Origin of the sequence: Streptomyces sp. NBC_01439 (assembly GCF_036227605.1) — a bacterium.
In the GTDB taxonomy this organism is placed as follows: Bacteria; Actinomycetota; Actinomycetes; order Streptomycetales; family Streptomycetaceae; genus Streptomyces.
The window spans coordinates 4,153,792-4,174,943 of record NZ_CP109487.1; the positions used below are offsets into that span (position 1 = coordinate 4,153,792).

Sequence of the window (21,152 nt, forward strand, 5' to 3'; positions counted from 1 at the left end):
GATGGGCCGGGGCCCTTCAGTGCAACTTGGTGCCCGGTGAACGGGCTACCAGGTCAGAGCACGAAATTACTTCGTGATCTTGGTGACCTGGCCGGCGCCCACGGTACGACCACCCTCACGGATGGCGAACTTCAGGCCCTCCTCCATGGCGACCGGCTGGATCAGCGCGACCGTCATCTCGGTGTTGTCGCCCGGCATGACCATCTCCGTGCCGGCCGGCAGGGTGACGACACCCGTGACGTCCGTGGTACGGAAGTAGAACTGCGGACGGTAGTTGTTGAAGAACGGGGTGTGACGGCCACCCTCGTCCTTCGACAGGATGTAGGCCTGGGCCTCGAACTCGGTGTGCGGGGTGACCGAACCGGGCTTGATGATGACCTGGCCGCGCTCGACGTCCTCGCGCTTGATGCCACGGAGGAGCAGACCGACGTTCTCACCGGCCTGGCCCTCGTCGAGGAGCTTGCGGAACATCTCGATACCGGTGACCGTGGTGGTGGTCTTGGTCTCCTTGATACCGATGATGTCGACGGTCTCGTTGACCTTCAGGACACCACGCTCGATACGGCCGGTGACGACGGTACCGCGACCGGTGATCGTGAAGACGTCCTCGACGGGCATGAGGAACGGCTTCTCGGTGTCACGCGGCGGGGTCGGGATGGCCTCGTCGACGGCGGACATGAGGCCGAGGAGCTTCTCGCCCCACTCCTTGTCGCCCTCGAGCGCCTTCAGCGCGGAGACGCGGACGACCGGCAGGTCGTCGCCCGGGAACTCGTACTCGGAGAGGAGCTCACGGACCTCGAGCTCGACGAGCTCCAGGATCTCCTCGTCGTCCACCATGTCGGCCTTGTTCAGGGCGACGACGATGTAGGGGACGCCGACCTGGCGGGCCAGGAGCACGTGCTCCTTGGTCTGCGGCATCGGGCCGTCGGTGGCGGCGACCACGAGGATCGCGCCGTCCATCTGCGCGGCACCGGTGATCATGTTCTTGATGTAGTCAGCGTGACCCGGGCAGTCGACGTGGGCGTAGTGACGCGCCTCGGTCTGGTACTCGACGTGCGCGATCGAGATGGTGATACCGCGCTGGCGCTCCTCAGGAGCCTTGTCGATCTGGTCGAAGGCCGAGGCCTCGTTCAGGTCCGGGTACGCGTCGTGCAGCACCTTGGTAATGGCGGCCGTGAGGGTCGTCTTACCGTGGTCAATGTGACCGATGGTGCCGATGTTGACGTGCGGCTTAGTCCGCTCGAACTTCGCCTTCGCCACGGGGTCCTCCTGGAGAGTGGTTCTGTACGCCTTACAGATCGGCGCCAGGTGATCTTTGCTGGAAAGCCGGCCCTCCGGGGCAATGGAGGGGTACTCCTGTTGCCCCAGAGGCTCCGGTGACAAGCCTAAAGCGTGTACTCGGAAGAGTTACTCGCCCTTGGCCTTCGCGATGATCTCCTCGGCGACGTTCCGGGGAACCTCGGCGTAGGAGTCGAACTGCATCGAGTAGCTGGCGCGACCCGAGGTCTTGCTGCGGAGGTCTCCGACGTAGCCGAACATCTCCGAAAGGGGCACGAGGCCCTTCACGACGCGAGCACCGTGACGCTCCTCCATGGCCTGGATCTGGCCACGGCGGGAGTTGATGTCACCGATGACGTCACCCATGTAGTCCTCGGGCGTGGTGACCTCTACGGCCATCATCGGCTCGAGGAGCACGGGAGAAGCCTTGCGCGCGGCCTCCTTGAAGGCCTGCGAACCGGCGATCTTGAAGGCGAGCTCCGAGGAGTCGACCTCGTGGTAGCCACCGTCGAGAAGCGTGACGCGAACGCCCGTCATCTCGTAGCCGGCCAGGATGCCGAACTGCATGGCTTCCTGCGCACCGGCGTCGACCGAAGGGATGTACTCCTTCGGGACGCGTCCACCGGTGACCTTGTTCACGAACTCGTACGCCGGACCGTCGGTCTCGGTGATGGGCTCGATCGCGATCTGCACCTTGGCGAACTGACCGGTACCACCGGTCTGCTTCTTGTGCGTGTAGTCGTGACGCTCGACGGCCTTGCGGATCGTCTCGCGGTACGCGACCTGCGGCTTGCCGACGTTGGCCTCGACCTTGAACTCGCGCTTCATACGGTCGACCAGCACCTCGAGGTGCAGCTCGCCCATACCGCCGAGGATGGTCTGGCCCGTCTCCTCGTCCGAGTGAACGTGGAAGGAGGGGTCCTCCTCCGCGAGACGCTGGATGGCAACACCCAGCTTCTCCTGGTCACCCTTGGACTTGGGCTCGATGGCGACCTGGATGACCGGAGCCGGGAAGTCCATGGACTCCAGGATCACGGGCTGCTTGTCGTCACACAGCGTCTCACCGGTGGTGGTCTGCTTCAGGCCCATGACGGCGACGATGTCGCCGGCGCCCACCGCGTCGATCTCTTCACGCTTGTTGGCGTGCATGCGGTAGATCTTGCCGATGCGCTCCTTCTTGCCCTTGACGGAGTTCAGCACCGCAGTGCCGGCCTCCAGGCGGCCCGAGTAAACCCGGACGAAGGTGAGCTTGCCGAGGTGCGGGTCGCTCATGATCTTGAACGCGAGCGCGGCGAGGGGCTCCTCGTCGGACGGCTTGCGCTTCACGACGACCTCGGCGTCGCGGACGTCGTGGCCCTCGATGGCCTCGATGTCCAGCGGCGACGGCAGGTAGCGGACGACGGCGTCGAGCAGGGGCTGAACGCCCTTGTTCTTGAACGCCGTGCCACAGAACACCGCGGTGATCGTGGGCTCGCCCTTGCCCTTGCCGGAGTTCAGGATGATCCGACGGACGGCGGCGTGCAGCTGCTCGACGGTGGGCTCGTTGCCCTCCAGGAACAGCTCCATGATCTCGTCGTCGTTCTCGGCGACGGTCTCGACCAGCTTGCCGCGCCACTCTTCAGCAGCCTCGGTGTGCGTGGCCGGGATGTCGACGATGTCGTACATCTCGCCCTTGGTCGCCTCGGCGGACCAGACGAACGCCTTCATCGTGACGAGGTCGACGACACCCTGGAAGTCGGCCTCGGCACCGATGGGGAGCTGCATGACGATCGGAACCGCACCGAGGCGGTCCTTGATCATGTCGACGCAGCGGTGGAACTCTGCGCCGGTGCGGTCGAGCTTGTTGACGAAGCAGATGCGCGGCACGCCGTAGCGGTCCGCCTGACGCCAAACGGTCTCGGACTGCGGCTCGACGCCGGCCACACCGTCGAAGACGGTGACGGCGCCGTCGAGGACGCGGAGCGAACGCTCTACCTCGACGGTGAAGTCGACGTGACCCGGGGTGTCGATGATGTTGATCGTGTGGTCAACGTCTTCGAGGGGCCAGTGGCAGGTCGTCGCGGCAGACGTGATGGTGATACCACGCTCCTGCTCCTGCTCCATCCAGTCCATCGTGGCAGCGCCGTCGTGGACCTCACCGATCTTGTACGACACACCGGTGTAGAACAGGATGCGCTCGGTGGTGGTCGTCTTGCCCGCGTCGATGTGGGCCATGATCCCGATGTTGCGGACCTTGGCCAGGTCAAGCGAAGTGGTAGCCATAAGGCTTCGGTCTTCTCTCGGTCTCGATGTGGGGTGGGACTACCAGCGGTAGTGCGCGAAGGCCTTGTTGGACTCGGCCATCTTGTGCGTGTCCTCGCGCTTCTTGACGGCAGCGCCAAGACCGTTGGAGGCGTCGAGCAGCTCGTTCATGAGGCGCTCGGTCATGGTCTTCTCACGGCGGGCGCGGGAGTAACCCACGAGCCAGCGGAGGGCCAGGGTCGACTGGCGACCCGGCTTGACCTCGACGGGGACCTGGTAGGTCGCGCCACCGACACGGCGGGACTTGACCTCGAGGGACGGCTTGACGTTCTCCAGCGCGCGCTTCAGCGTGATGACCGGGTCGTTGCCGGTCTTCTCGCGGAGGCCTTCCATGGCGCCGTAAACGATGCGCTCGGCGGTGGAGCGCTTGCCGTTCAGGAGGATCTTGTTGATGAGCGACGTCACCAGAGGAGATGCGTAGACCGGGTCGATGATGACCGGGCGCTTCGGGGCGGGGCCCTTACGAGGCATTCTTACTTCTCCTTCTTGGCGCCGTAGCGGCTGCGGGCCTGCTTGCGGTTCTTGACAGCCTGGGTGTCAAGCGCACCGCGGATGATCTTGTAACGAACACCCGGCAGGTCCTTCACACGGCCACCACGCACGAGCACGATCGAGTGCTCCTGCAGGTTGTGTCCCTCACCCGGAATGTAAGCGGTGACCTCGATGCCGGAGGTCAGACGCACACGCGCGACCTTACGGAGCGCCGAGTTCGGCTTCTTCGGGGTGGTCGTGAACACACGCGTGCAGACGCCGCGACGCTGGGGCGAAGCCTCAAGCGCGGGGGTCTTTGTCTTCTCGACCTTGTCCTGCCGGCCCTTACGGACCAGCTGCTGGATCGTAGGCACTACTTCTCCGGTTTCTGTGTGCCGTGTAGTGAAACTAACCTGGAACGTTTGCCGACCCACGCGGTCGGGTGTGTCGGATCCGGCGGACCTCCGCGCAAGCACGGAAACGCATGGATCGCGGTGGCCGACTCGGCTCACGTGCGGTTGATGGACACGCACGTGAGCCTAGGCACACCCCAGGCACAAGGTCAGAGCGTACCTACCTCACAGAGGTAGGTCAAAACAAATGCCCAGCACGAAAACACACCGGGCGCAAGTGGTGGCGGCGACCGGGGCCGCCGCCGGTCGAGTGCGGGAAGGCCGGATCAGTCCTGCACCCGGCGGCGCGGCTCCGCGACGGCCGACGGCTCGGCGGGAACCTCGCCCGGGGCCGCGTCGGGCTCCAGAAACTGACTGACGACCTTGACGAAGACCTCGCGGCGGCCCTCGGGGACACCCAGCCACCGGGCGAAGTCCTCGATGGTGGGCGTACGGCCGCCGGGCGGCAGCTCCTGCGCGGCCAGCGGGAGCTCCTCGGGGGCGACCCGGCCGGAGCGGATCAGCATGTCGCGCACGGAGACACCGAGGAGCGGGGCGATCCGGCGCATGGTCTCCAGGTCGGGCATGCTCTGGCGCTGGAGCAGGCGCGTGACGGCGGCACGGTGCACCCCGGCCTCGTCCGCGATCCTCGACTTGCCGCCGCCTCGCGGGCTGTCGATGTCGTATCCACGCTGCCGCATCAGGGTTTCCACCCAGGCCGCGAACGCGTCAAGTTCCAGAGTGCCCATGTGCCGCTCCTCAGTCCGCCGTTCGCAATCCGCACCATGACAGCACATCTTAGCGTGCTTGCGCGCACGGAATTATGACCTCCATAAATAAAGCACAACCTAAGTCAAGGGCAAGTAATGAGGTTCTTGATTGCGCGCTCGCACGCAACATGCCACAGTGAGGCGGCCTTGAGCCACGGTCGTCCCAGCCTCGCGGAGTCGTCACCATGCCCCTTGCCCCGCCCCCAGCCCCACCCGCCGCCGCGCGCACCGCCGTCCCCTGGCCCTGGCAGGCCTCCGCCGCGTGCGCCGACCTCCCGCCCACCGTCGTCTTCGCCCGCCGGATCAAGGACGCGGCCCCGGCCCTGCGCGCCTGCGCCGCCTGCCCGGTCCGGCACCAGTGCGAACAAGCCGTCGCGCCGGCCGAGAGCTGGTTCGACGGAGTGTGCGCCGGCCGGCTGTGGCGCAACGGCCGCCCCGCCGCCCTCACCTCGCCCACCGGGAGCTCCCGTGCCTGACCTCCGTACCGGCGACACCGCGCTGTGGATCGCCTCGCTGATCCGCAACTTCCCCGAGCTCTGCGAAGAGCTGGCGCCCGGGCGCGCCGCCGCCTTCTCCGCGCACGTCCCGGCCCCGCGCGGCCCGCGTGACGACGAGCTCGTCCGCGTGGAGCGGCGCGAGGCCCTGCTCCTGCAGCAGGAGCACGGCCTGACCGCCTCCGGCCACAGCGCCGCCCCGATCCGGCTGCACGTCTCCGACACCATCCGGGACGTCACCGACGGGGTGGTCGAGCTGGAGGAGGCCGTGTGCGCCCGGCTCGGCATCCCCCGCCCCCGGCGCGCTCCGGTCCCGGAGCGGCTGCGCCGGCTCGCCGCCATGCTGGACGGCATCGGGGCCCACCCGGTGCTCGCCCGCCACGTGCGCGACGAGCTGCGCCGGATGGCCCGCCGCTGCGCCCGCGTACTCGGCGACACCGAGCAGGTCGTACGGGTCTCCGGGCGCTGCCCGTGGTGCGACTCCGTCTCGCTGCGCGCGTTCCCCGACCGGCGGGCGGTGCTGTGCGTGAACCCGGCCTGCCGCTGCACGGTCGGGGACTGCGGCTGCCACGACGATCCCGCCTACCGCCACCTGTGGCCCGAGACGGAGTGGGCCACGCTGGCCGCCGAGTCGGGCTGCCGCACCGAGGAACTCGACTCCGCGATGGAAGGAACCCAGCAGTGATCGCTCCGCTCCCCTCCCTGATCCCCGGCCCGGTGGCCGCCCATGAGGCGGGGGTCGCCCCCGCCACGATCCGCAAGTGGGTCCAGCTCGGCCGGCTCACGGCGGCGGGGAAGGCGGGCCGGGCGCAGCTGTTCCGCCTGGAGGACGTGTTCGCCGCGGAACGGGCCGCCAGCCGCCGCGCGGCCCCGGCCTGACCCCCGTACCGCTCGCCCGAACGCACCGATGCCCGGTCTCCCCCGTGGAGGCCGGGCATCCGGCGTTTCGCGAGAAGCGTGCGGAGTCCGCGGGAAGCGGGCCGGACGGCCGCGGGAGACGGCCCGGACGCGGCCTTGGTGAACTGCCCGCACGAATTTGTTGCGCGCGCGCACGCAACGTGTCACAGTTGGTGCAGCGGCAGAGCTGCGCCCGCAGGACGGGCGGCGGCCGGCCGCTCCCCCCGCCGGGCGGTGCCCGCCCCTCGCCCCCCTTCGGGCACCGCCCGGCATCCCCGCCACCCACCAGCTGAGGTGATCCGTCGTGACCACTCCCCCGAGTGCCTTCCCCGACGTCGAGGCCCTAGTCGTCGACGTCCTCAAGGCCGATTCCGCCCTGTCCGCGGCCGCCGTCGCCGTCGACCCGCCCGCCGGGTTCGACGGCACGCAGCGGGCCGTCCTGGTCAACCGCCGCGGCGGCGCCTGGACCGGCGACCTGCACGTCGACCGTCCGCTGATCGAGCTGGAGGTGTACGGCCCGACCAAGGCCGCCGCCCACACCCTGGCCAACGCCGCGCGGCGGGCCCTGCTCGCCACGCTCGGCAAGACCATCGGCTCGAACGCCTTCACCGATGTCGAGGAGCAGGACGGTCCTCGCTGGCTGCCCGACTACCTGTACCGCGGCGCGAACCGCTACGTCTGCGTGATCCAGGTGTCCCTCAGCGTCTTCTGACGCTCCCACAGACCAAGGCCCCGCCGCCCGGTGGGGCCTTTGCCGTACCCGGACGCGGACACATCCGCGCTCCGGACCGGCAGACCTCTATACAAGGAGAAGCATCACCATGGCAGGAAACTCGTCCGAGATCCGCGTTGCCGGCAGCGGCCGCATCTTCGTCGCCGCCGCCGGTACGGCCCTTCCGACCGCCTTCACCGGCAAGCCGGACACCGACTGGGGCGCCAACTGGAAGGACCTCGGCTTCTCCACGGCCGACGGCGTCACCTTCTCCAAGAAGGACAAGCTCGAGCCCATCGACTCGTGGCAGGCCGTCAGCCCGGTCCACTTCACCTACTCCGACCGGGACCTGTCCCTGAAGTTCTCGCTGCTCCAGTTCAACGAGCTGACGCTGCCGTTCTTCATGGGCGGCGGCGCGGTGGCCGACGAGGCCACCCCGTCCAACGGCATCTACCGCTACGACATCGCGGACTCGCCGAAGTCGGACGCCCGTGCGCTGGGCCTGGAGTTCACCGACACCAAGGCCAGTGACGGCTCGGTCGTAACCTACCGCTTCTACATCCCGCGCGGCCAGGTCACCGCCTCCGACGACATCAAGCTGGCCCGCAAGGCGGCCTCCACGCTCGGCATCACCTTCACCGCGCTGGCCGCGGGCGACGACAAGCCGCTGGCGAGCTTCGTCATGAAGGACGGCGCGTACGCCGCCGGCTGATCCGGCCCCTGACGGGGCGGGGCTGCCTCCGGGCCGCCCCGCCCCACCCCCACCTCTTCCGATCCACCTTCACCCAGAGGAGACCCATCACCATGGCAGGCTTCGACGTCAACGCGGCCCGCGCCCAGCGCCAGGAAGCCCTCGGCCGTTCCTGGTCCTTCCAGCTGGACGACGAGACGTACACCCTCCCCACCGAGCTCAGCCGGGCAGCGGCCAAGGGGCTGCGCAAGCTCGACGACAACGACGTGGACGGTCTGCTGCGCGTCCTCTTGGGTGACAAGCAGTTCGAGCGCTTCGAGCAGCACGACATCACGATGCAGGACGTCGCCGCGATCCTCGAGGCCTACGGCAAGGAGACCGGGCTCGGCCTGGGGGAAGGCTGAGCCTCGTCGAGTTCGTCGACGAACACGCCGAGGCCCTCGAAGCGGACCTGCTCCGCTATTACGGCAAGGACCTCCTTGACTGGCACCGCGGGGAGCTCTCCTCGCGGCGCCTGATGGTCCTGATCAAGCACCTGCCGCAGGACAGCGCCGTCAACCGGGACCTGTTCGGCGAGGCCGCCGACTGGTCGGTGACCGACCACCTGCTGGCGGCCACCGTGGACCACCTGGCGGCCGGCAACTGGATGTTCGCCTGCGTCAACACGGCGGAGGACGACGATCCGCCGGAGGCACCGAAGCCGGTGCCGAGGCCGGACGGCAAGCCGAGGAGTTCCGAGTCGGATGCGGAGTCCGACCCGGACCCGGACACGGACGCGGCCCAGGCCGAAGCCGTCTCCCCGGACAAGCTCGTCCGCTTCTTCGGCTGACCGTACGGGTCAGTCACCCTGCTCGGGGGGCTCGGGCCTGCCCGGGCCGGCCCGGGTCTCCAGGTCCTGAGCCAGGGCCCGGGCCCGGTCGGCCAGAGTCAGCCGGTCCGGGCCCCCGTCCGCCCCCGGCCCGTCCGCCGGGAGGTCGGCCGGGGTGCCCTGCGGGCGCGGCTGTACGGGTACGGATTCCAGTGGCGGCACGATGGGGCGCCCGTTGCGCCGTACGACCTTCCGGCCGACCGGCGTCGCGCGCTTCTCGCGCGCGTCGCCTCGCGCGCGCGTCGCGCGGGCGGCGCCCGGCGCCGCGGGAGCGGTCATGACCGGCTCCCGGGGCGTTTCGCCGTCCTTGTGACGGCGCGGCGGCGGGATGGGTCCCGGATCCGGCTCGGCGGCCGGTGGGGGGCCGGTGTCGGAACGCCGGTCCAGGATCTCCTGGGCCCGGCGCATCCGCTCCTCGGTCTCCACCATCAGGGGCGAGGGTTCGAGCAGCGTGGCGAACGGCAGCCGGATCACGGTGGCCCCCCGGCCGTCGCCGGGAGTGCGCCGGGCGGCCGCATCGCCTCCGCGTCCGCCACCCGCGGCGTACGCCTCTGCGACCCGTTTCTCGTACTCGCGGCGGATCCGAGGCAGTTCCTCGGACATCGCCTCGGCCCATCCGGCGGTGAAGGCGGCCGTCTCCCGGCGGTCGATCTCCGCCCTCGGTATCACGACGAGATCCTCGGGTGCGAAGCCCGCCGCATGTACAAGTTCTGACAGCCGCGCAAACAAATGGGGCAGGTCAGGGACCATTTCAAGCCAGTCGATGGCATGGTCACGCCTTCTGGCGCCCGCTTCCCTGTCCATGCGTCAGCACTGCCTTCCCGCCCCCAGGCTCCCCTCGCGCCCCGCGTGACACGCGCGTTCCTGGGCGGGGAACAGTGATCAAGCGTACCCGGTCGTCCTGAAACTCCCTGTTCTTGGTACACGCATCCCGAGTAACGGACCTCACGCCGGACCCCGTGACGCGCCGAGGGGGCTTTCCAGCTCGACAAACATCGAACGAATGTTCTTAACTCTGTTCGCACACACATTCGACAACCGGTGCCCCCGCTCCCGACCCGCGGCGCCACCACGCAGCAAGGGCAAGCAACTGGAAGGCAGGCGTCCATGACCCAGCAGGCCGAGGGATCACCGCAGCTCGCGCTCCACGACCGCCTCAGCCAGCTTTTGGACGGACCCGCCCCCCTCGACAAGAGGGCCCTGCTCGGCTCCCTGCACGCCGAGATCACCAGCCGCGAGACCCGCGCGTACACGGCCGGCTGGAACGACGCCCTCTCCGAGTCGCGGCGCCCCGCGCAGTAGCCCCGCAGCCCTTTGTCCGACCGAGCCCTCGCCGATGTTCGACCGGCGGGGGCTTCTTGGCGCTTGGCCCGACCGGCCGGAAGCGGAGGAACACCATGGCAATCGAAGACCCGCAGCCTTCACGGGTGATATCCGAAGAAAAACCGCCGGACCCCCCGAAGGGCGAGAAACCGCTCACCGCCTCCCAACTGCTCGAGTGGTACACCTCGCACCCTCCGGAGCTCGTCGCGCAGCTGGGCGCGGCGAACTTCGTCACGAACGTCAGCCTGGCTGCGCTCCTGGAGCCCATCGCCAAGGACATCAAGGACATCCATCACGAGGTCGTCAACCCCCTGGCGGTCGAGCTGCTGCAGCAACTGCGGCTCGAGTCCGCCGCCGCCGCACTCAAGAAGAGCCCCATCTTCGAGAACCACGAGCAGTGGTGGGCGTACGCCGTCACGGCCGCCGCCGGAATCCTCGTCACCATCCTCGCCGCCCGCTTCGTCAGCAAGCTCCCGGCCCGGCTCACCGGCGCGCCGCCAGGCGCCGCCGCGGACCTGACCCCGGAGCGGGTGGAGGCGCTGCGCAGGGAGCTCACCGACACGAACCCGCTGCTGCAGACCTACGCCGACCAGGTGCGGCGACTCCCCCAGGCGAAGGAGATGACCGCCCGGGCGACGGCCATCGGCAAGCTCAAGAATGCCGTGGCCAACCAGAACAACACCGAGGTCACGGCGGCCGCCGATGCGATCAAGAGCCTCAAGACCGCCCTCAGGAACTTCGACCCCAAGAAGCTCCCGACGAACCACTCGGCGCTGAAGAAGACCGCCGACGCCCTCGACAAGCTGAGGGGGGCGATCGAGCGGCTGAAGGTCGATGACGTGAGGAACGCGACCCAGGCCTTCCTCCGCCTCAAGATCGTCCTCCGGAACCTCAAGCCCTCCGACATCCCCAAGTCGGGCGACATGAGGGCCAGCGCCCGGGCCGCCAGCAGCCTCGAGGGCGCCACCCGCAGACTGACCGGCGCCCTCCAGCCCCTGGCTCCCGCGCTGCGGGGTGTCATCTCGTCGGCCCAGACCACCGCCGGCGCCCTCGGCTGATCCGCAGCCCTCACCACACAAAGGAGGTGTGACCACCATGACTCTCGCCAGTTCCACGAAGCGCGCCTCGGACGCTCTGCGCAACCTCAAGACGCAGGCTTCCGGCGCCGCGGCCCCCGTCAAGCGGGTCGGCGACGCCGGCAACCGTGCTTCGGGCCAGCTCAGAACGCTCCGTACGAACGCCCAGGGCTCCACCGGCCAGCTCAAGAGCCTCAAGACCGCCGCCGACCAGGCCGAACGGGCGATGTCCAAGGCCGGCCAGACCGGTCAGCGGGCCGGCACGCAGCTCGGCCGGTTCAAGACCGGCGCCGACCGGGCCGCCTCGGGCCAGGACAAGCTCAACAAGTCCATGAGGGGCAACTTCCTCGCCCGCCTGATCGAACTGTTCATGCCGCTCATCGAGAAGATCGTCGAAATGGCGATGCGCTCGAAGACGATGCAGACCGTGATCCGGACCGCTTTCAACGCCATCCGGACCGTGATCTCCACGGTCATCAAGGCCATCGGCCCGATCATCCGCGGCGCCGGCAACCTGATCAAGTCGGTGTGGAACAGCGTCAAGAGCGCCGTCCTGCCGATCGTCTCGGCCATCGGCAACGCCGTGAAGTCCGCCTTCAACGGCATCAAGTCGGTCATCACCAGTGTGATGAACGGCGTCCGCTCGGTCATCAGCAGCGTGTGGAACGGCATCAAGGCCGTCATCATGCCGGTGGTCGACTGGATCAAGTCGGCCGTCCCGAACGCCTTCAACGCCGTCAAGGACCGGATGTCCAGCGCCTGGAGCGGGCTCAAGGGCATCGCTTCCGGCGCGTTCGGCGCCATCGTCGGCGCGGTCAAGTCCCCCATCAACTCCGTCATCAGCCTGATCAACTCCATGATCAGCCGGATCAACCGGATCCGCGTCAGCGTCCCCGGCTGGGTCCCCTTCGTCGGCGGCAAGAGCTTCGGCGTCAGCCTGCCCACCATCCCCATGCTCGCCACCGGCGGTGTGGTCATGCCGCGCAGCGGCGGTGTCCCGGCGATCCTCGCCGAGGCGGGCGAGGCCGAAGCCGTGCTGCCGCTGTCGAAGCTCGACCGCCTGCTCGCCCGTACGGCCGCCCGCGCCCGGATGACCTCCGCCGCCCCGGGCTCCGGTGAGGGCTCCGCCCTGCACATCGAGCACTACTACGCCGCGCAGAACACCGACCCGCAGCGCACGGCCGACGCGCTGATGTACCTGGCGAAGGCGCGCGGATGAGTGCGGCCGTCGTCGCGGTGAACCCCTTCGGCGGCCTCACGAGGTCCATGGGCCGTGTCCGTACCCAGGTCGGGGCGGCCACCGGGAACGCCCGCCAGGTCGCCTCGTCGCTGAAGCAGGTCGGCTCCGCGGTCAAGAAGGCCGCCTCCGACACGGCACGGCTCGCGCCGGCGGCCGCCCAGGCCGGCAAGGTGCTGGCCGGGCTGAAGACCCAGGCCGCTGCAGCCGCCACGTCCGCGGCCAAGCTCGGCCAGTCCGCGACCCGGGCGGCCACCGGCACCAAGCGGGTGGATTCCGGGGCCCGCGGGGTCGTGGCCTCGCTGCGGAAACTGGCCGCGAAGACCGGTGGCGTCCTGGCCGTCATCGGCGGCCTGCTGCCGGCCATCGGGATCGTCTCCACGCTCATGAGCACCTTCGGCATCGCCATGACCGTGGGCGCCGTCGTGATGACCGCGGTCAACGTGGCCATGCGGGCCAACCCGATCGGCTTCGTGCTCGGCATCCTCATCCCGCTCGGCGCCTGGCTCATCGAACTCGCCATGAACTCCGAGACCGGCCGGCGCCTGATCGAGCAGACGTTCACCGTGGTCCTCAAGGTGTTCGAGGAGTACGCGAAGTTCCTCACCCCGCTGCTCGCGACCGTCCGCACGATCGTGACCACGTACTTCAAGACGTACTTCGAGGTCATCTCGGCGGTGGTGGGCGGTCTGCGCGGAGCCGTCAACGGCTTCTCCCGGACCGGCAGTGCCGCCGGTTCGGCCAGCAACGCGCTGCGCGGCATCGCCTCCGGCACCTTCAACGCGATCATGGCCCCGATCCGCCCGGTGATCACCTTCCTGACCGGCACCCTGCCCGGGGCGTTCTCCCGGGTGAGCTCGTCGCTGTCCGGTTCCCTCAACGGCATCGGCCGCTTCGTCACCACCGGCCTGCAGGCCGTGCTCGCCGTGGTCACCGGCCCGTTCAACGGCATGATCGCCTTCGCCAACTGGATCATCGACGGCCTGGAGGACCTCAGCTTCGAGCTCCTCGGCAAGAAGTTCGGCGTCGACCTCGACAAGATCCCGATGCTCGCCGAAGGCGGCGTCGTCTGGCCGATGTCCATGGGCTCGGCCCCGCGGATCAACCCCGTATCCGACCTCGACCACCGTCGCGTCGCACCCGCGCCTCCGCCCTCCCCGGGCCAGGGCCCCCACCGCATACGGGAGTACCGGGAGTCCGCGGGCGCGGGCCCCCGCTCGACCGCCGAGGACCTGCTCTTCCTCGCCGCCGCCCACGCATGATCCACCGGACATCCCCGCCCCATCCCCGAGAGCGAGGTGACGGCCCGCCATGGCCGAGACCATCACAGACACCTACACCGCCGACCACGCACCCGGCTCACTCATCACCCAGGACGGGCAGATGCAGTGGGCCGGACTGCTTCTCGGGCCCGGTACCCCCTTCACCGTCGACCGGTCGGGACTGACCGGCTGGGAAGACCTGCCGGAGTACGACAGCTCCGACGCCGAACGCCCCACCGGCCACGGCGCCTGGCCCGGCGCCCGCTACGCCAAGCCCCGCAAGATCGGCGGCACGGTGTGGATGACGCCCGCGCGGGGCGCCTCCCTGAGTACGGTCCGCATCCTGCGCCAGGCGATGGCCCTGGGCGACGCCGAACGCTGGCTGGCCGTACGGATGCACGGCGAGGTCCTCGCCGTGCGCGCCCGGATCAGCCAGCGCGTGCTGCCCGCCGACCGCGTGTACGCCACCCAGGGCGCGGCCAAGGCCTCCCTCCAGTGGACGGCGACCGACCCCCGCCGCTACCTGATCGGCGAGCAGTCCGCGATCGTCCCGGCCCCGGAGCCGGAGAGCGGGCTGACCTGGCCGCTGGTCTGGCCCCTGACCTGGGGTCAGGCCGCCAAGACCGGCGACTCGGCGGCCGAGAACACCGGTTCCGCCGCCACCCACCCGGTGATCACCTTCCGCGGCCCGTGCAGCACCCCGTCGGTGACCGAGCGCACCACCCGCCGCCGCCTGCGGTACGACATCGACCTCACCTCCGGCGACGAGCTGGTCGTCGACACGGCGGCCGGCACGGTCACCCTCAACGGCACCGCCTCGCGCCGCCACACGGCCACCGCGGACAGCAGCCCCGAGGAACTCTTCGCCCTTGAGCCGGGTGTCGCCGAGCTGTCCTTCCGTCCGGACAGCGCCGCGCCGGGCGCCGTGATGACCGTCCGCTGGCGCAGCGCCGAGTGGTAGCGGGCACCACCGCCCACCCGATCCACACCGATGAACGGAGAAACCCATGACCCTGCACTCCAGCTGGGTGGCCCTCACCGGCCAGACCCGCGAGAACACCCGGCTCACCCAGGTCGGCGCGACCACCCCCGCCAATCCGCTCCAGGCCCGCTCCGGCATCCTGCCCGGCTCGTACGACGGCCAGTTCCGGGTCTCCGGCTTCTGGATGGAGGGCACCTCCGCCATGGCCGCCACCCTCAACGAGGGCCGTGCCGTCATCCAGGGGCTGAGCAACCAGGGCGCGTACCCGGTGACCCTGGACGCGGACGTGACGCTCACCTTCGCCGACGGCGACGCGTTGGGGAACCGCATCGACCTGGTAGTCCTGCGCATCTACGACGGCTCCTACGACACCTCGGGCAAGTACGAGGCCGCCGTCGAGATCATCCGCGGCACCCCGTCCGCCACCCCGGTCGCCCCCGCGGCGCCCCCGCTCTCCCTCCCCCTCTACAAGGTCTCCGTCCCCGCCGGCGCCAGCGCCGGCAAGGGCGGCATCAACTGGGGCACGGCCCTGACCGACCTGCGCGTCCCCACCGTGTCCGTCGGCGGCATCCTGCCGGTCCTCGGCGACATCGCCCCCGGCGCGTACCCGGGCCAGTACCAGGACTCCAACGGCTCCCTCCAGCGCTGGGACGGCACTGCGTGGGTCCCGTACCCGTCGGCCATGGGCGGCATCGCCCCCAAGGGCACGGTGACGACCGCCAGCTACGTGGGCCAGTACCGGGACACCCCGCAGCGGGTCCTCCAGCGCTGGAGCGGCACCGCTTGGCTGCCCGCCTTCCCCGGCCCGCAGTTCGCCGAGAGCCTCGACGGCGGCTCCACCACCTCCGTCACCTACACCCGGACCCTGGAGGAGAGCGCCGTCCCCCAGGTGCAGGTCACCTTCGCGGCGCCGGCCTCGGGTTCCGTACTCCTCACCTACGGGGCCCGCATGTCACCGGTCGGCAACAGCCAGGCGGCGGCGTACACGAGCGTACGCGTGACCCAGGGGGGCACCGAGATCTGGGCCCCGGACGACGAGCGGGCCGTGATGACCGCCGGTGACCCGGGCACCTCGGCGTCGACCACCACGCGGCTGTCCGGCCTGAGCGCCGACCTCCCCTACGCGGTCACCCTGATGCACCGCGTCAGCATCCCGGGCGTCGATACCTGGTTCGACAACCTCTTCCTCCGCGTCGAGCCGATGATCTAGGACCCCGCTGATCCAGGGCCCCGCGGCCCTGGGAGCCCGCCGCTCCGAAGGCCGCCCTGGCTGCCCCACCCGCCCTGCCCGTTCCTTATTCCACCCCGAGAACCCCAGGAGAAATCCGTGAACGTCCGCTCCGCCTGGCTCCCGGTCACCGGCCAGACCCGCTCCGACACCCGCGTCGCCTCCTTCGGCGCCCTCACCCCCACCTCACCCGTCGCCACCCGGTCCGGTATCCTGCCCGGCTCCCCCGACGGCAAGTGGCGGATCTCCGGCTTCACCGTGATGGGTACCACCGCGATGGGTGCGACCGTCCACCCGGGCCGGGCGGTCATCCAGGGCACCGACGCCCAGGGCGCCTACCCGGTCGCGCTCACCCAGACGCTGGGCCTGACGTTCGCCGACGGCCACGCCCAGTACCCCCGGATCGACCTGATCGTGCTGCGCGTCCGCGACAACGAGTACGACGCGTCCGGGCGCACCGACGCAGCGGTCGAGATCATCACCGGGGTCCCGGCGGCCACCCCGGTCGCCCCCGCGACCCCGGCGCTCTCCCTCGCCCTCTACACGGTCGCCGTCCCGGCCGGCGCCAGCGCGGGCAACGGCGGGATCAACTGGACCAACGCCCTGGTCGGCCAGCGCACGACCACGGTCGGGCTCGGCGGCATCCTGCCGGTCACCGGCGACACCGCGATCGGTGCCTACCCGGGCCAGTACCGGGACATCGACGGCGGCCTGCAGCGCTGGGACGGCACGGCCTGGATGCCGTACCCGCCGAAGCCCACCTGGCAGAACTGGACACCGGTGTGGACCACCTTCACCGGCAACGCCACGCCCTCCTTCGGCAACGCCGAGGTCATCGCCCGCTACATCCAGCAGGGCCCGACCGTGCACATGAACTTCGCCTTCACCTTTGGCACCACCACCAATTTCGGTGCCGGCGCCAGCGCCGCCGACAACTGGCGGTTCACCCTTCCGGTCAAGGCCGCGTCCGCGATCAAGTGCGTCGGCTTCGCCGACCTGGCGATGGGTACACGGGAGCGCGCTGTGGCCAGGATCCGCTGCACCTCGACCACGTTCTTCGAGCTGGAGCTTTCCTCCGGCATGCCGTCCGGCGATTCCGTCGCGGTCTCCGGCATCGTGGACGGCGTCACCCCGTGGACCTGGGCCGCCGGCCACACCCTCCACGGCAGCGCCACCTACGAAGCGGCGGCCCAGTGAGCACCATCCACACCCCCTACCGCGCGATCTTCTGCGATCTGCGGACCGACCGGACCATCGACATCCTGCCCCTGCGGGACGTCTCCATCGACGACTACATCGGCAAGCCGGGCGCGCTGTCCGGCACCATCCCGATCCCGGACTCCGCCATCGCCGCCCGCGTCGCCCGCATCGAGGAGGGCCGCACCGCGGTCTACCTGGAGCGCGGCGGCGACCTGTGGTGGGGCGGCATCGTCTGGACCAGCACCCTGCAGAGCACCGATCGGGGCGTGGTCAGCCTCTCCCTCCAGGCCGCGACCTTCGACTCGTACGCGGCCCGGCGCCGCATCCGCGAGGACATCACCATCCCGCCGTCCATGGAGCAGGTGCAGGCCGCCGAAGAACTGTGGCGCCGGATGCAGGCCACGCCGGGCGGTGACATCGGCGTCACGTTCGAGCCGCAGGTGATGACCGACCGGTACCGCACGGCGTCCTGGCGGGACGGCGACGAGACCGAGTACTCCGAGGCGATCGAGTTCCTGGCCTCCGGGGAGCACGGTTTCGAGCACTACATCTCCGTCTTCCGCGACCCGGCCACCGGGGCCCGCACCCGCCTGCTGCGGCTCGGCAGCCCGCGCATCCACACGGGCGCCACGGACCTCGTACTGGACCGGCCCGGCGCGATCCTCTCGTACTCCTTCCCACGCGACGCCACCCGCGGCGGCACCACCGCCCGGGCCCGCGGCGCCTCGGCCAACACCAACCAGACCGAGGAGTCACGGCCGGTGGTCTCCGCGGAGCAGGTCGCCCAGGACCTGATCACCGGCGGCTGGCCGCGGATCGACCTGTCCTCGGACCACAACGAGGTCTCGGACAAGAACGTGCTGACCTCGCTCGCCAAAGCCGAACTGGCCCAGGCGCGCGGAGCCGTCGTCATCCCCGCGATCACCATCCGCCTGGGCGAGATGGTCCCCCCGACGCTGCTCGGCCGGACCGCCCGCATCCGGATCACCGACGAGTGGTTCTCGGAAGGCCTCGACGCCCGCTACCGGATCATCGGCGCCAAGGTCACCCCGCCCGAGCGGGGCCGGCCGGACACCGCCGAGCTCTACCTTGAGGAGGCCTGATGCCCCAGCTGCCCGAGGACATCATCGACCGGCTGACCGCCATGGAACGCCGGATCCAGCAGCTGTCCACGGCCGTCAACACCCGCCCCGCGCTCAACACCATCTCCGGCGGCGAGGTCAGGATCAGCGACGGCGGCTCGCTGTCCGTGGTGGAGCCCGTGAAAGGCACCAAGATCCTCGGTGTCGGGGCCTGGTCGCCGACGGAGTACGGCCTGGAGATCAAGCGCAAGAGCGGCAAGACCGCGCTGAGCGTGCGCAACGTCTCCACCGGCGACTACGACCAGGCCTTCCGGGTGTTCGACTCGTTCAACAACGAAATCGTCGCCGACGACGTGGTCACCGGCGGCCTCGCCCGGCCGTGGCTGGGCATGCTGCCGCCGCAGGACACCGGCACCACCCGCTGGCCGCAGACCAGCGCGACCGGCTGGACCACCGTCGCCCGCTCGTTCAACCCGATCTGGCAGCCCAAGATGCGGCTCTACTGCCTCACCGCGGCCGCCGCGGGCGTCACCGGCAAGATCCGGGTCCTCGTCGACGGCGAGCCGTGGGGCCCCGAGGTCACCACGCCGACGGTGTTCGACAACACCGGCAAGGTCGCTCCGGACGTCAACGCCCGCTTCGGCAGCGTGGTCAAGATCGAGATCCAGGCCATGGTCACGGGCGGCACCGGCCTCGTATACGTCCAGCCGATGATGCTCTACGGCACCCAGAGCTAACCCGAATCGAGAACCCATGAACATCGACCCGACCCAGCCCTGGGGCATCGCCATCGACTACGCGGGCCGCGCCACCGTCACCGAGCACGGCCACACCATCCAGGTCCGCGTGTACGACGCCGGCCTCGGCGGCGCCCTCGAACCGGACCCGGTCAGCGGCTACCCGGCGGTCTACGTCACCGCCCACTTCACCGAGAACGGCGACCTCGGCGCCCAGCTCCGCGGCTCCGGCCAAGTGGTCCTCAACCCCCCGCCCACGGGCCCGGTCCTGCCCGACCAGACCGCCGTCTCCACGGCGGTCTCGGCCGCCCTGGCGGACTTCGAAGCCCGCGTCACGGCCTACACCACCCTCTGCGCGAGCTTCACCCCCACCACCCCGTAAACCGGGCCGCCCTCCCGACCCCTGCCCGGCGCATCCAGCCCCACCAGGCACGTCCAGCCCCGCCAGGCACCTCCAAGCCCGGCCGGCCACAGCCAGCCCCGCCGGCGTTTGAGGCGCGGGGTCCGGGGCGGAGCCCCGATCTCCGACCCCCGCCCCGCCACCGGTACCCCCAGCCCCGAGCCGAGCCACCGCCCCGGCCGGGGCTTTCGCATGCCCGAAGGAGATCCAGATGGCCACTCCACTCACCGCCGACACCCTCCTCGCCGCGCTCCGCGCGGAAGGGGTAACCGTCCAGGAACACCCCGGCTGGCGCACCCACAACCGCAACCACAGGGGCGCCTGGGGCCCGGTCAACGGCATCGTGATCCACCACACCGTCAGCGCCGGCTCGGCCTCCAGCGTCGCCCTGTGCCGCGACGGCTACGCCGAACTCCCCGGCCCCCTCTGCCACGGCGTCATCGACAAGGCCGGCACCATCCACCTGATCGGCCACGGCCGCACCAACCACGCCGGCTTCGGCGACGGCGACGTCCTGGACGCCGTCGCCGCCGAAGCCCCGCTCCCCAGCCCCCGCCGCAACGACACCGACGGAAACGCCCACTTCTACGGCTTCGAGTGCGTCAACCTCGGCAACGGCACCGACCCCTGGCCCGAAGCCCAGCTCGACGCCATCGAGCGCGCCTCCGCGGCCCTGTGCCGCGCCCACGGCTGGCAGGCCGCCTCCGTCATCGGCCACAAGGAGTGGACCAACACCAAGGTCGACCCGCGCGGTTTCACCATGGAGGCCCTGCGCTCCCGGATCGCCGCCCGCCTCACCGGCAAGCCCACCCCGCCCGCCCCGGGCACCGGCGGCGACGGCACCGGCACCCGCTACCAGCCCTTCCCCGGCTCCGGCTTCTTCACCGCCTCCCCGAACTCGCCGATCGTGACCGCCATGGGCCGCCGCCTGGTCGCCGAGGGCTGCTCCGCGTACTCCGTCGGCCCCGGCCCCCGCTGGTCGGAGGCCGACCGCCGCTCGTACGCGAGGTGGCAGCACAAGCTCGGCTTCCGCGGCGCCGACGCCGACGGCTGGCCCGGCCGTACCTCCTGGGACGCCCTCAAGGTCCCGTACTCCGGCTGATCCGGCCGGGCCGGCCGAACCGACGCCACCCCTCACCGCACCGCACCGCACGAAAGAAGGCCCCCATGTCCGAAGCCGGAAAGCGCACCCTGCGCACCGTCCTCCAGAGCGCCCTGGCGATAGCCGTCCTGCTGCCCGCCACCGTGGACGCCTCCGGAATCCCCGCGACCCTCCCCTGGGTGGCCACCGCCCTGGCCGCCGCCGGCGTCCTCACCCGGGTGATGGCCGTCCCCGGCGTACAGGCCCTGCTGCCCGGCTGGCTGCGCACCGAGCAGCCGTACGACGCCGACCGCGAGCTGCGCGTCCTGCTCGCCCGCGACCCGCGGGACGAGGAGAACCGCGCGTGATGGAGCCGACCCCGCCCGACCCGCTGTCCGTCGCCGTGGAACTGGAACGGCTCCGCGGCACCATGGAAGCCGGCTTCGCCAGGGTCGACGGCTCGCTGGCCCTGCTCGTGCAGCGCAGTGACCAGACCGACCGGCAGCTCGCCGACCACGAGTCACGGCTCGACGCCCTGGAGCGCTCCCGCTGGCCACTCGCCAGTGTGACCGCGCTCGCGGCCGTTTCCGCGGTCGCCGTCACGGCCTGGCAGATCAGCGCCCAGTAAGCCGTCAACAGCCCGTGGACACCGGGGTTCCGGGGCGGCCCG

Annotated in this window: 26 protein-coding genes; 20 read left to right on the forward strand and 6 right to left on the reverse strand. The window is 70.3% G+C overall.

What is annotated here, in order from left to right; translation table 11 throughout:
* Window positions 1-66 precede the first annotated feature (66 nt).
* From tuf to OG207_RS18315, 5 genes are all read right to left on the reverse strand, one after another.
* Window positions 67-1,260: an elongation factor Tu gene (gene tuf, locus OG207_RS18295; protein ID WP_030008455.1), complete on the reverse strand. Its 1,194-nt coding sequence runs from the start codon at window positions 1,258-1,260 to the stop codon at window positions 67-69.
* Window positions 1,261-1,407: 147 nt separating this feature from the next.
* A complete protein-coding gene (fusA, locus tag OG207_RS18300) occupies window positions 1,408-3,540 on the reverse strand; it encodes an elongation factor G (protein WP_136229670.1) in 2,133 nt (710 codons plus the stop codon).
* Window positions 3,541-3,579: 39 nt separating this feature from the next.
* Window positions 3,580-4,050, reverse strand: a complete 471-nt coding sequence (gene rpsG / locus OG207_RS18305; RefSeq protein WP_007265894.1) for a 30S ribosomal protein S7 — start codon at window positions 4,048-4,050, stop codon at window positions 3,580-3,582.
* A 2-nt stretch (window positions 4,051-4,052) separates the two neighbouring features.
* On the reverse strand, window positions 4,053-4,424 hold the full coding sequence (gene rpsL, locus OG207_RS18310) for a 30S ribosomal protein S12 (RefSeq protein WP_007265893.1): 372 nt from the start codon (window positions 4,422-4,424) through the stop codon (window positions 4,053-4,055).
* A gap of 305 nt (window positions 4,425-4,729) precedes the next feature.
* Window positions 4,730-5,191, reverse strand: a complete 462-nt coding sequence (locus OG207_RS18315) for a helix-turn-helix transcriptional regulator (protein ID WP_329099578.1) — start codon at window positions 5,189-5,191, stop codon at window positions 4,730-4,732.
* Window positions 5,192-5,397: 206 nt separating this feature from the next.
* Between OG207_RS18315 and OG207_RS18320 the strand changes: the two genes are divergently transcribed.
* The 7 genes from OG207_RS18320 to OG207_RS18350 all read left to right on the forward strand — a co-directional run bounded on the left by OG207_RS18320 (window position 5,398) and on the right by OG207_RS18350 (window position 8,835).
* Window positions 5,398-5,688, forward strand: a complete 291-nt coding sequence (locus OG207_RS18320; RefSeq protein ID WP_329099579.1) for a WhiB family transcriptional regulator — start codon at window positions 5,398-5,400, stop codon at window positions 5,686-5,688.
* Window positions 5,681-6,391, forward strand: coding sequence for a hypothetical protein (locus tag OG207_RS18325; protein ID WP_329099580.1), 711 nt, complete (start codon window positions 5,681-5,683; stop codon window positions 6,389-6,391). The genes OG207_RS18320 and OG207_RS18325 overlap by 8 nt, the downstream gene beginning before the upstream one ends.
* Window positions 6,388-6,585, forward strand: coding sequence for a hypothetical protein (locus OG207_RS18330; protein ID WP_329099581.1), 198 nt, complete (start codon window positions 6,388-6,390; stop codon window positions 6,583-6,585). Before OG207_RS18325 ends, OG207_RS18330 begins: the two co-directional genes overlap by 4 nt.
* 322 nt (window positions 6,586-6,907) lie before the next feature.
* Window positions 6,908-7,315 carry a hypothetical protein gene (locus OG207_RS18335; protein WP_329099582.1) on the forward strand — a complete coding sequence of 136 codons (408 nt, stop codon included), beginning with the start codon at window positions 6,908-6,910 and terminating at the stop codon, window positions 7,313-7,315.
* A 109-nt stretch (window positions 7,316-7,424) separates the two neighbouring features.
* Entirely contained in the window at window positions 7,425-8,027 is a 603-nt protein-coding gene (locus OG207_RS18340; protein ID WP_329099583.1) for a phage tail tube protein, read from the forward strand.
* Window positions 8,028-8,119: 92 nt separating this feature from the next.
* Window positions 8,120-8,410 (forward strand): hypothetical protein, encoded by a 291-nt coding sequence (locus OG207_RS18345; protein ID WP_329099584.1) that lies wholly within the window; start codon window positions 8,120-8,122, stop codon window positions 8,408-8,410.
* A gap of 113 nt (window positions 8,411-8,523) precedes the next feature.
* Entirely contained in the window at window positions 8,524-8,835 is a 312-nt protein-coding gene (locus OG207_RS18350; RefSeq protein WP_329099585.1) for a hypothetical protein, read from the forward strand.
* Between the two features lie 9 nt (window positions 8,836-8,844).
* On the opposite strand, the gene OG207_RS18355 is transcribed toward OG207_RS18350, so the two are convergent.
* Window positions 8,845-9,543, reverse strand: a complete 699-nt coding sequence (locus OG207_RS18355) for a hypothetical protein (protein ID WP_329099586.1) — start codon at window positions 9,541-9,543, stop codon at window positions 8,845-8,847.
* A gap of 438 nt (window positions 9,544-9,981) precedes the next feature.
* Here OG207_RS18355 and OG207_RS18360 point away from each other — a divergent pair, with 438 nt between their 5' ends.
* The 13 genes from OG207_RS18360 (at window position 9,982) to OG207_RS18420 (ending at window position 21,110) form a co-directional block, all read left to right on the forward strand.
* Window positions 9,982-10,176 (forward strand): hypothetical protein, encoded by a 195-nt coding sequence (locus OG207_RS18360; RefSeq protein WP_329099587.1) that lies wholly within the window; start codon window positions 9,982-9,984, stop codon window positions 10,174-10,176.
* A 125-nt stretch (window positions 10,177-10,301) separates the two neighbouring features.
* On the forward strand, window positions 10,302-11,255 hold the full coding sequence (locus OG207_RS18365; protein ID WP_329099588.1) for a hypothetical protein: 954 nt from the start codon (window positions 10,302-10,304) through the stop codon (window positions 11,253-11,255).
* Window positions 11,256-11,292: 37 nt separating this feature from the next.
* Window positions 11,293-12,492, forward strand: coding sequence for a phage tail protein (locus tag OG207_RS18370; RefSeq protein WP_329099589.1), 1,200 nt, complete (start codon window positions 11,293-11,295; stop codon window positions 12,490-12,492).
* Window positions 12,489-13,772: a tape-measure protein gene (locus tag OG207_RS18375; RefSeq protein WP_329099590.1), complete on the forward strand. Its 1,284-nt coding sequence runs from the start codon at window positions 12,489-12,491 to the stop codon at window positions 13,770-13,772. The genes OG207_RS18370 and OG207_RS18375 overlap by 4 nt, the downstream gene beginning before the upstream one ends.
* Window positions 13,773-13,821: 49 nt before the next feature.
* Window positions 13,822-14,733, forward strand: a complete 912-nt coding sequence (locus tag OG207_RS18380; RefSeq protein ID WP_329099591.1) for a phage distal tail protein — start codon at window positions 13,822-13,824, stop codon at window positions 14,731-14,733.
* A gap of 46 nt (window positions 14,734-14,779) precedes the next feature.
* Window positions 14,780-15,964, forward strand: coding sequence for a hypothetical protein (locus OG207_RS18385; RefSeq protein WP_329099592.1), 1,185 nt, complete (start codon window positions 14,780-14,782; stop codon window positions 15,962-15,964).
* A gap of 117 nt (window positions 15,965-16,081) precedes the next feature.
* Entirely contained in the window at window positions 16,082-17,179 is a 1,098-nt protein-coding gene (locus OG207_RS18390) for a hypothetical protein (RefSeq protein ID WP_329099593.1), read from the forward strand.
* Window positions 17,176-18,285 (forward strand): hypothetical protein, encoded by a 1,110-nt coding sequence (locus OG207_RS18395; RefSeq protein WP_329099594.1) that lies wholly within the window; start codon window positions 17,176-17,178, stop codon window positions 18,283-18,285. The genes OG207_RS18390 and OG207_RS18395 overlap by 4 nt, the downstream gene beginning before the upstream one ends.
* On the forward strand, window positions 18,285-19,001 hold the full coding sequence (locus OG207_RS18400; RefSeq protein WP_329099595.1) for a hypothetical protein: 717 nt from the start codon (window positions 18,285-18,287) through the stop codon (window positions 18,999-19,001). The genes OG207_RS18395 and OG207_RS18400 overlap by 1 nt, the downstream gene beginning before the upstream one ends.
* Before the next feature lie 16 nt (window positions 19,002-19,017).
* Entirely contained in the window at window positions 19,018-19,383 is a 366-nt protein-coding gene (locus OG207_RS18405) for an ATP-binding protein (protein WP_329099596.1), read from the forward strand.
* 229 nt (window positions 19,384-19,612) lie between these two features.
* Window positions 19,613-20,503 carry a peptidoglycan-binding protein gene (locus tag OG207_RS18410; protein ID WP_329099597.1) on the forward strand — a complete coding sequence of 297 codons (891 nt, stop codon included), beginning with the start codon at window positions 19,613-19,615 and terminating at the stop codon, window positions 20,501-20,503.
* A gap of 65 nt (window positions 20,504-20,568) precedes the next feature.
* Window positions 20,569-20,850, forward strand: a complete 282-nt coding sequence (locus tag OG207_RS18415) for a hypothetical protein (RefSeq protein WP_329099598.1) — start codon at window positions 20,569-20,571, stop codon at window positions 20,848-20,850.
* Window positions 20,850-21,110, forward strand: coding sequence for a hypothetical protein (locus OG207_RS18420; protein WP_329107720.1), 261 nt, complete (start codon window positions 20,850-20,852; stop codon window positions 21,108-21,110). Before OG207_RS18415 ends, OG207_RS18420 begins: the two co-directional genes overlap by 1 nt.
* Window positions 21,111-21,152: the final 42 nt, after the last annotated feature.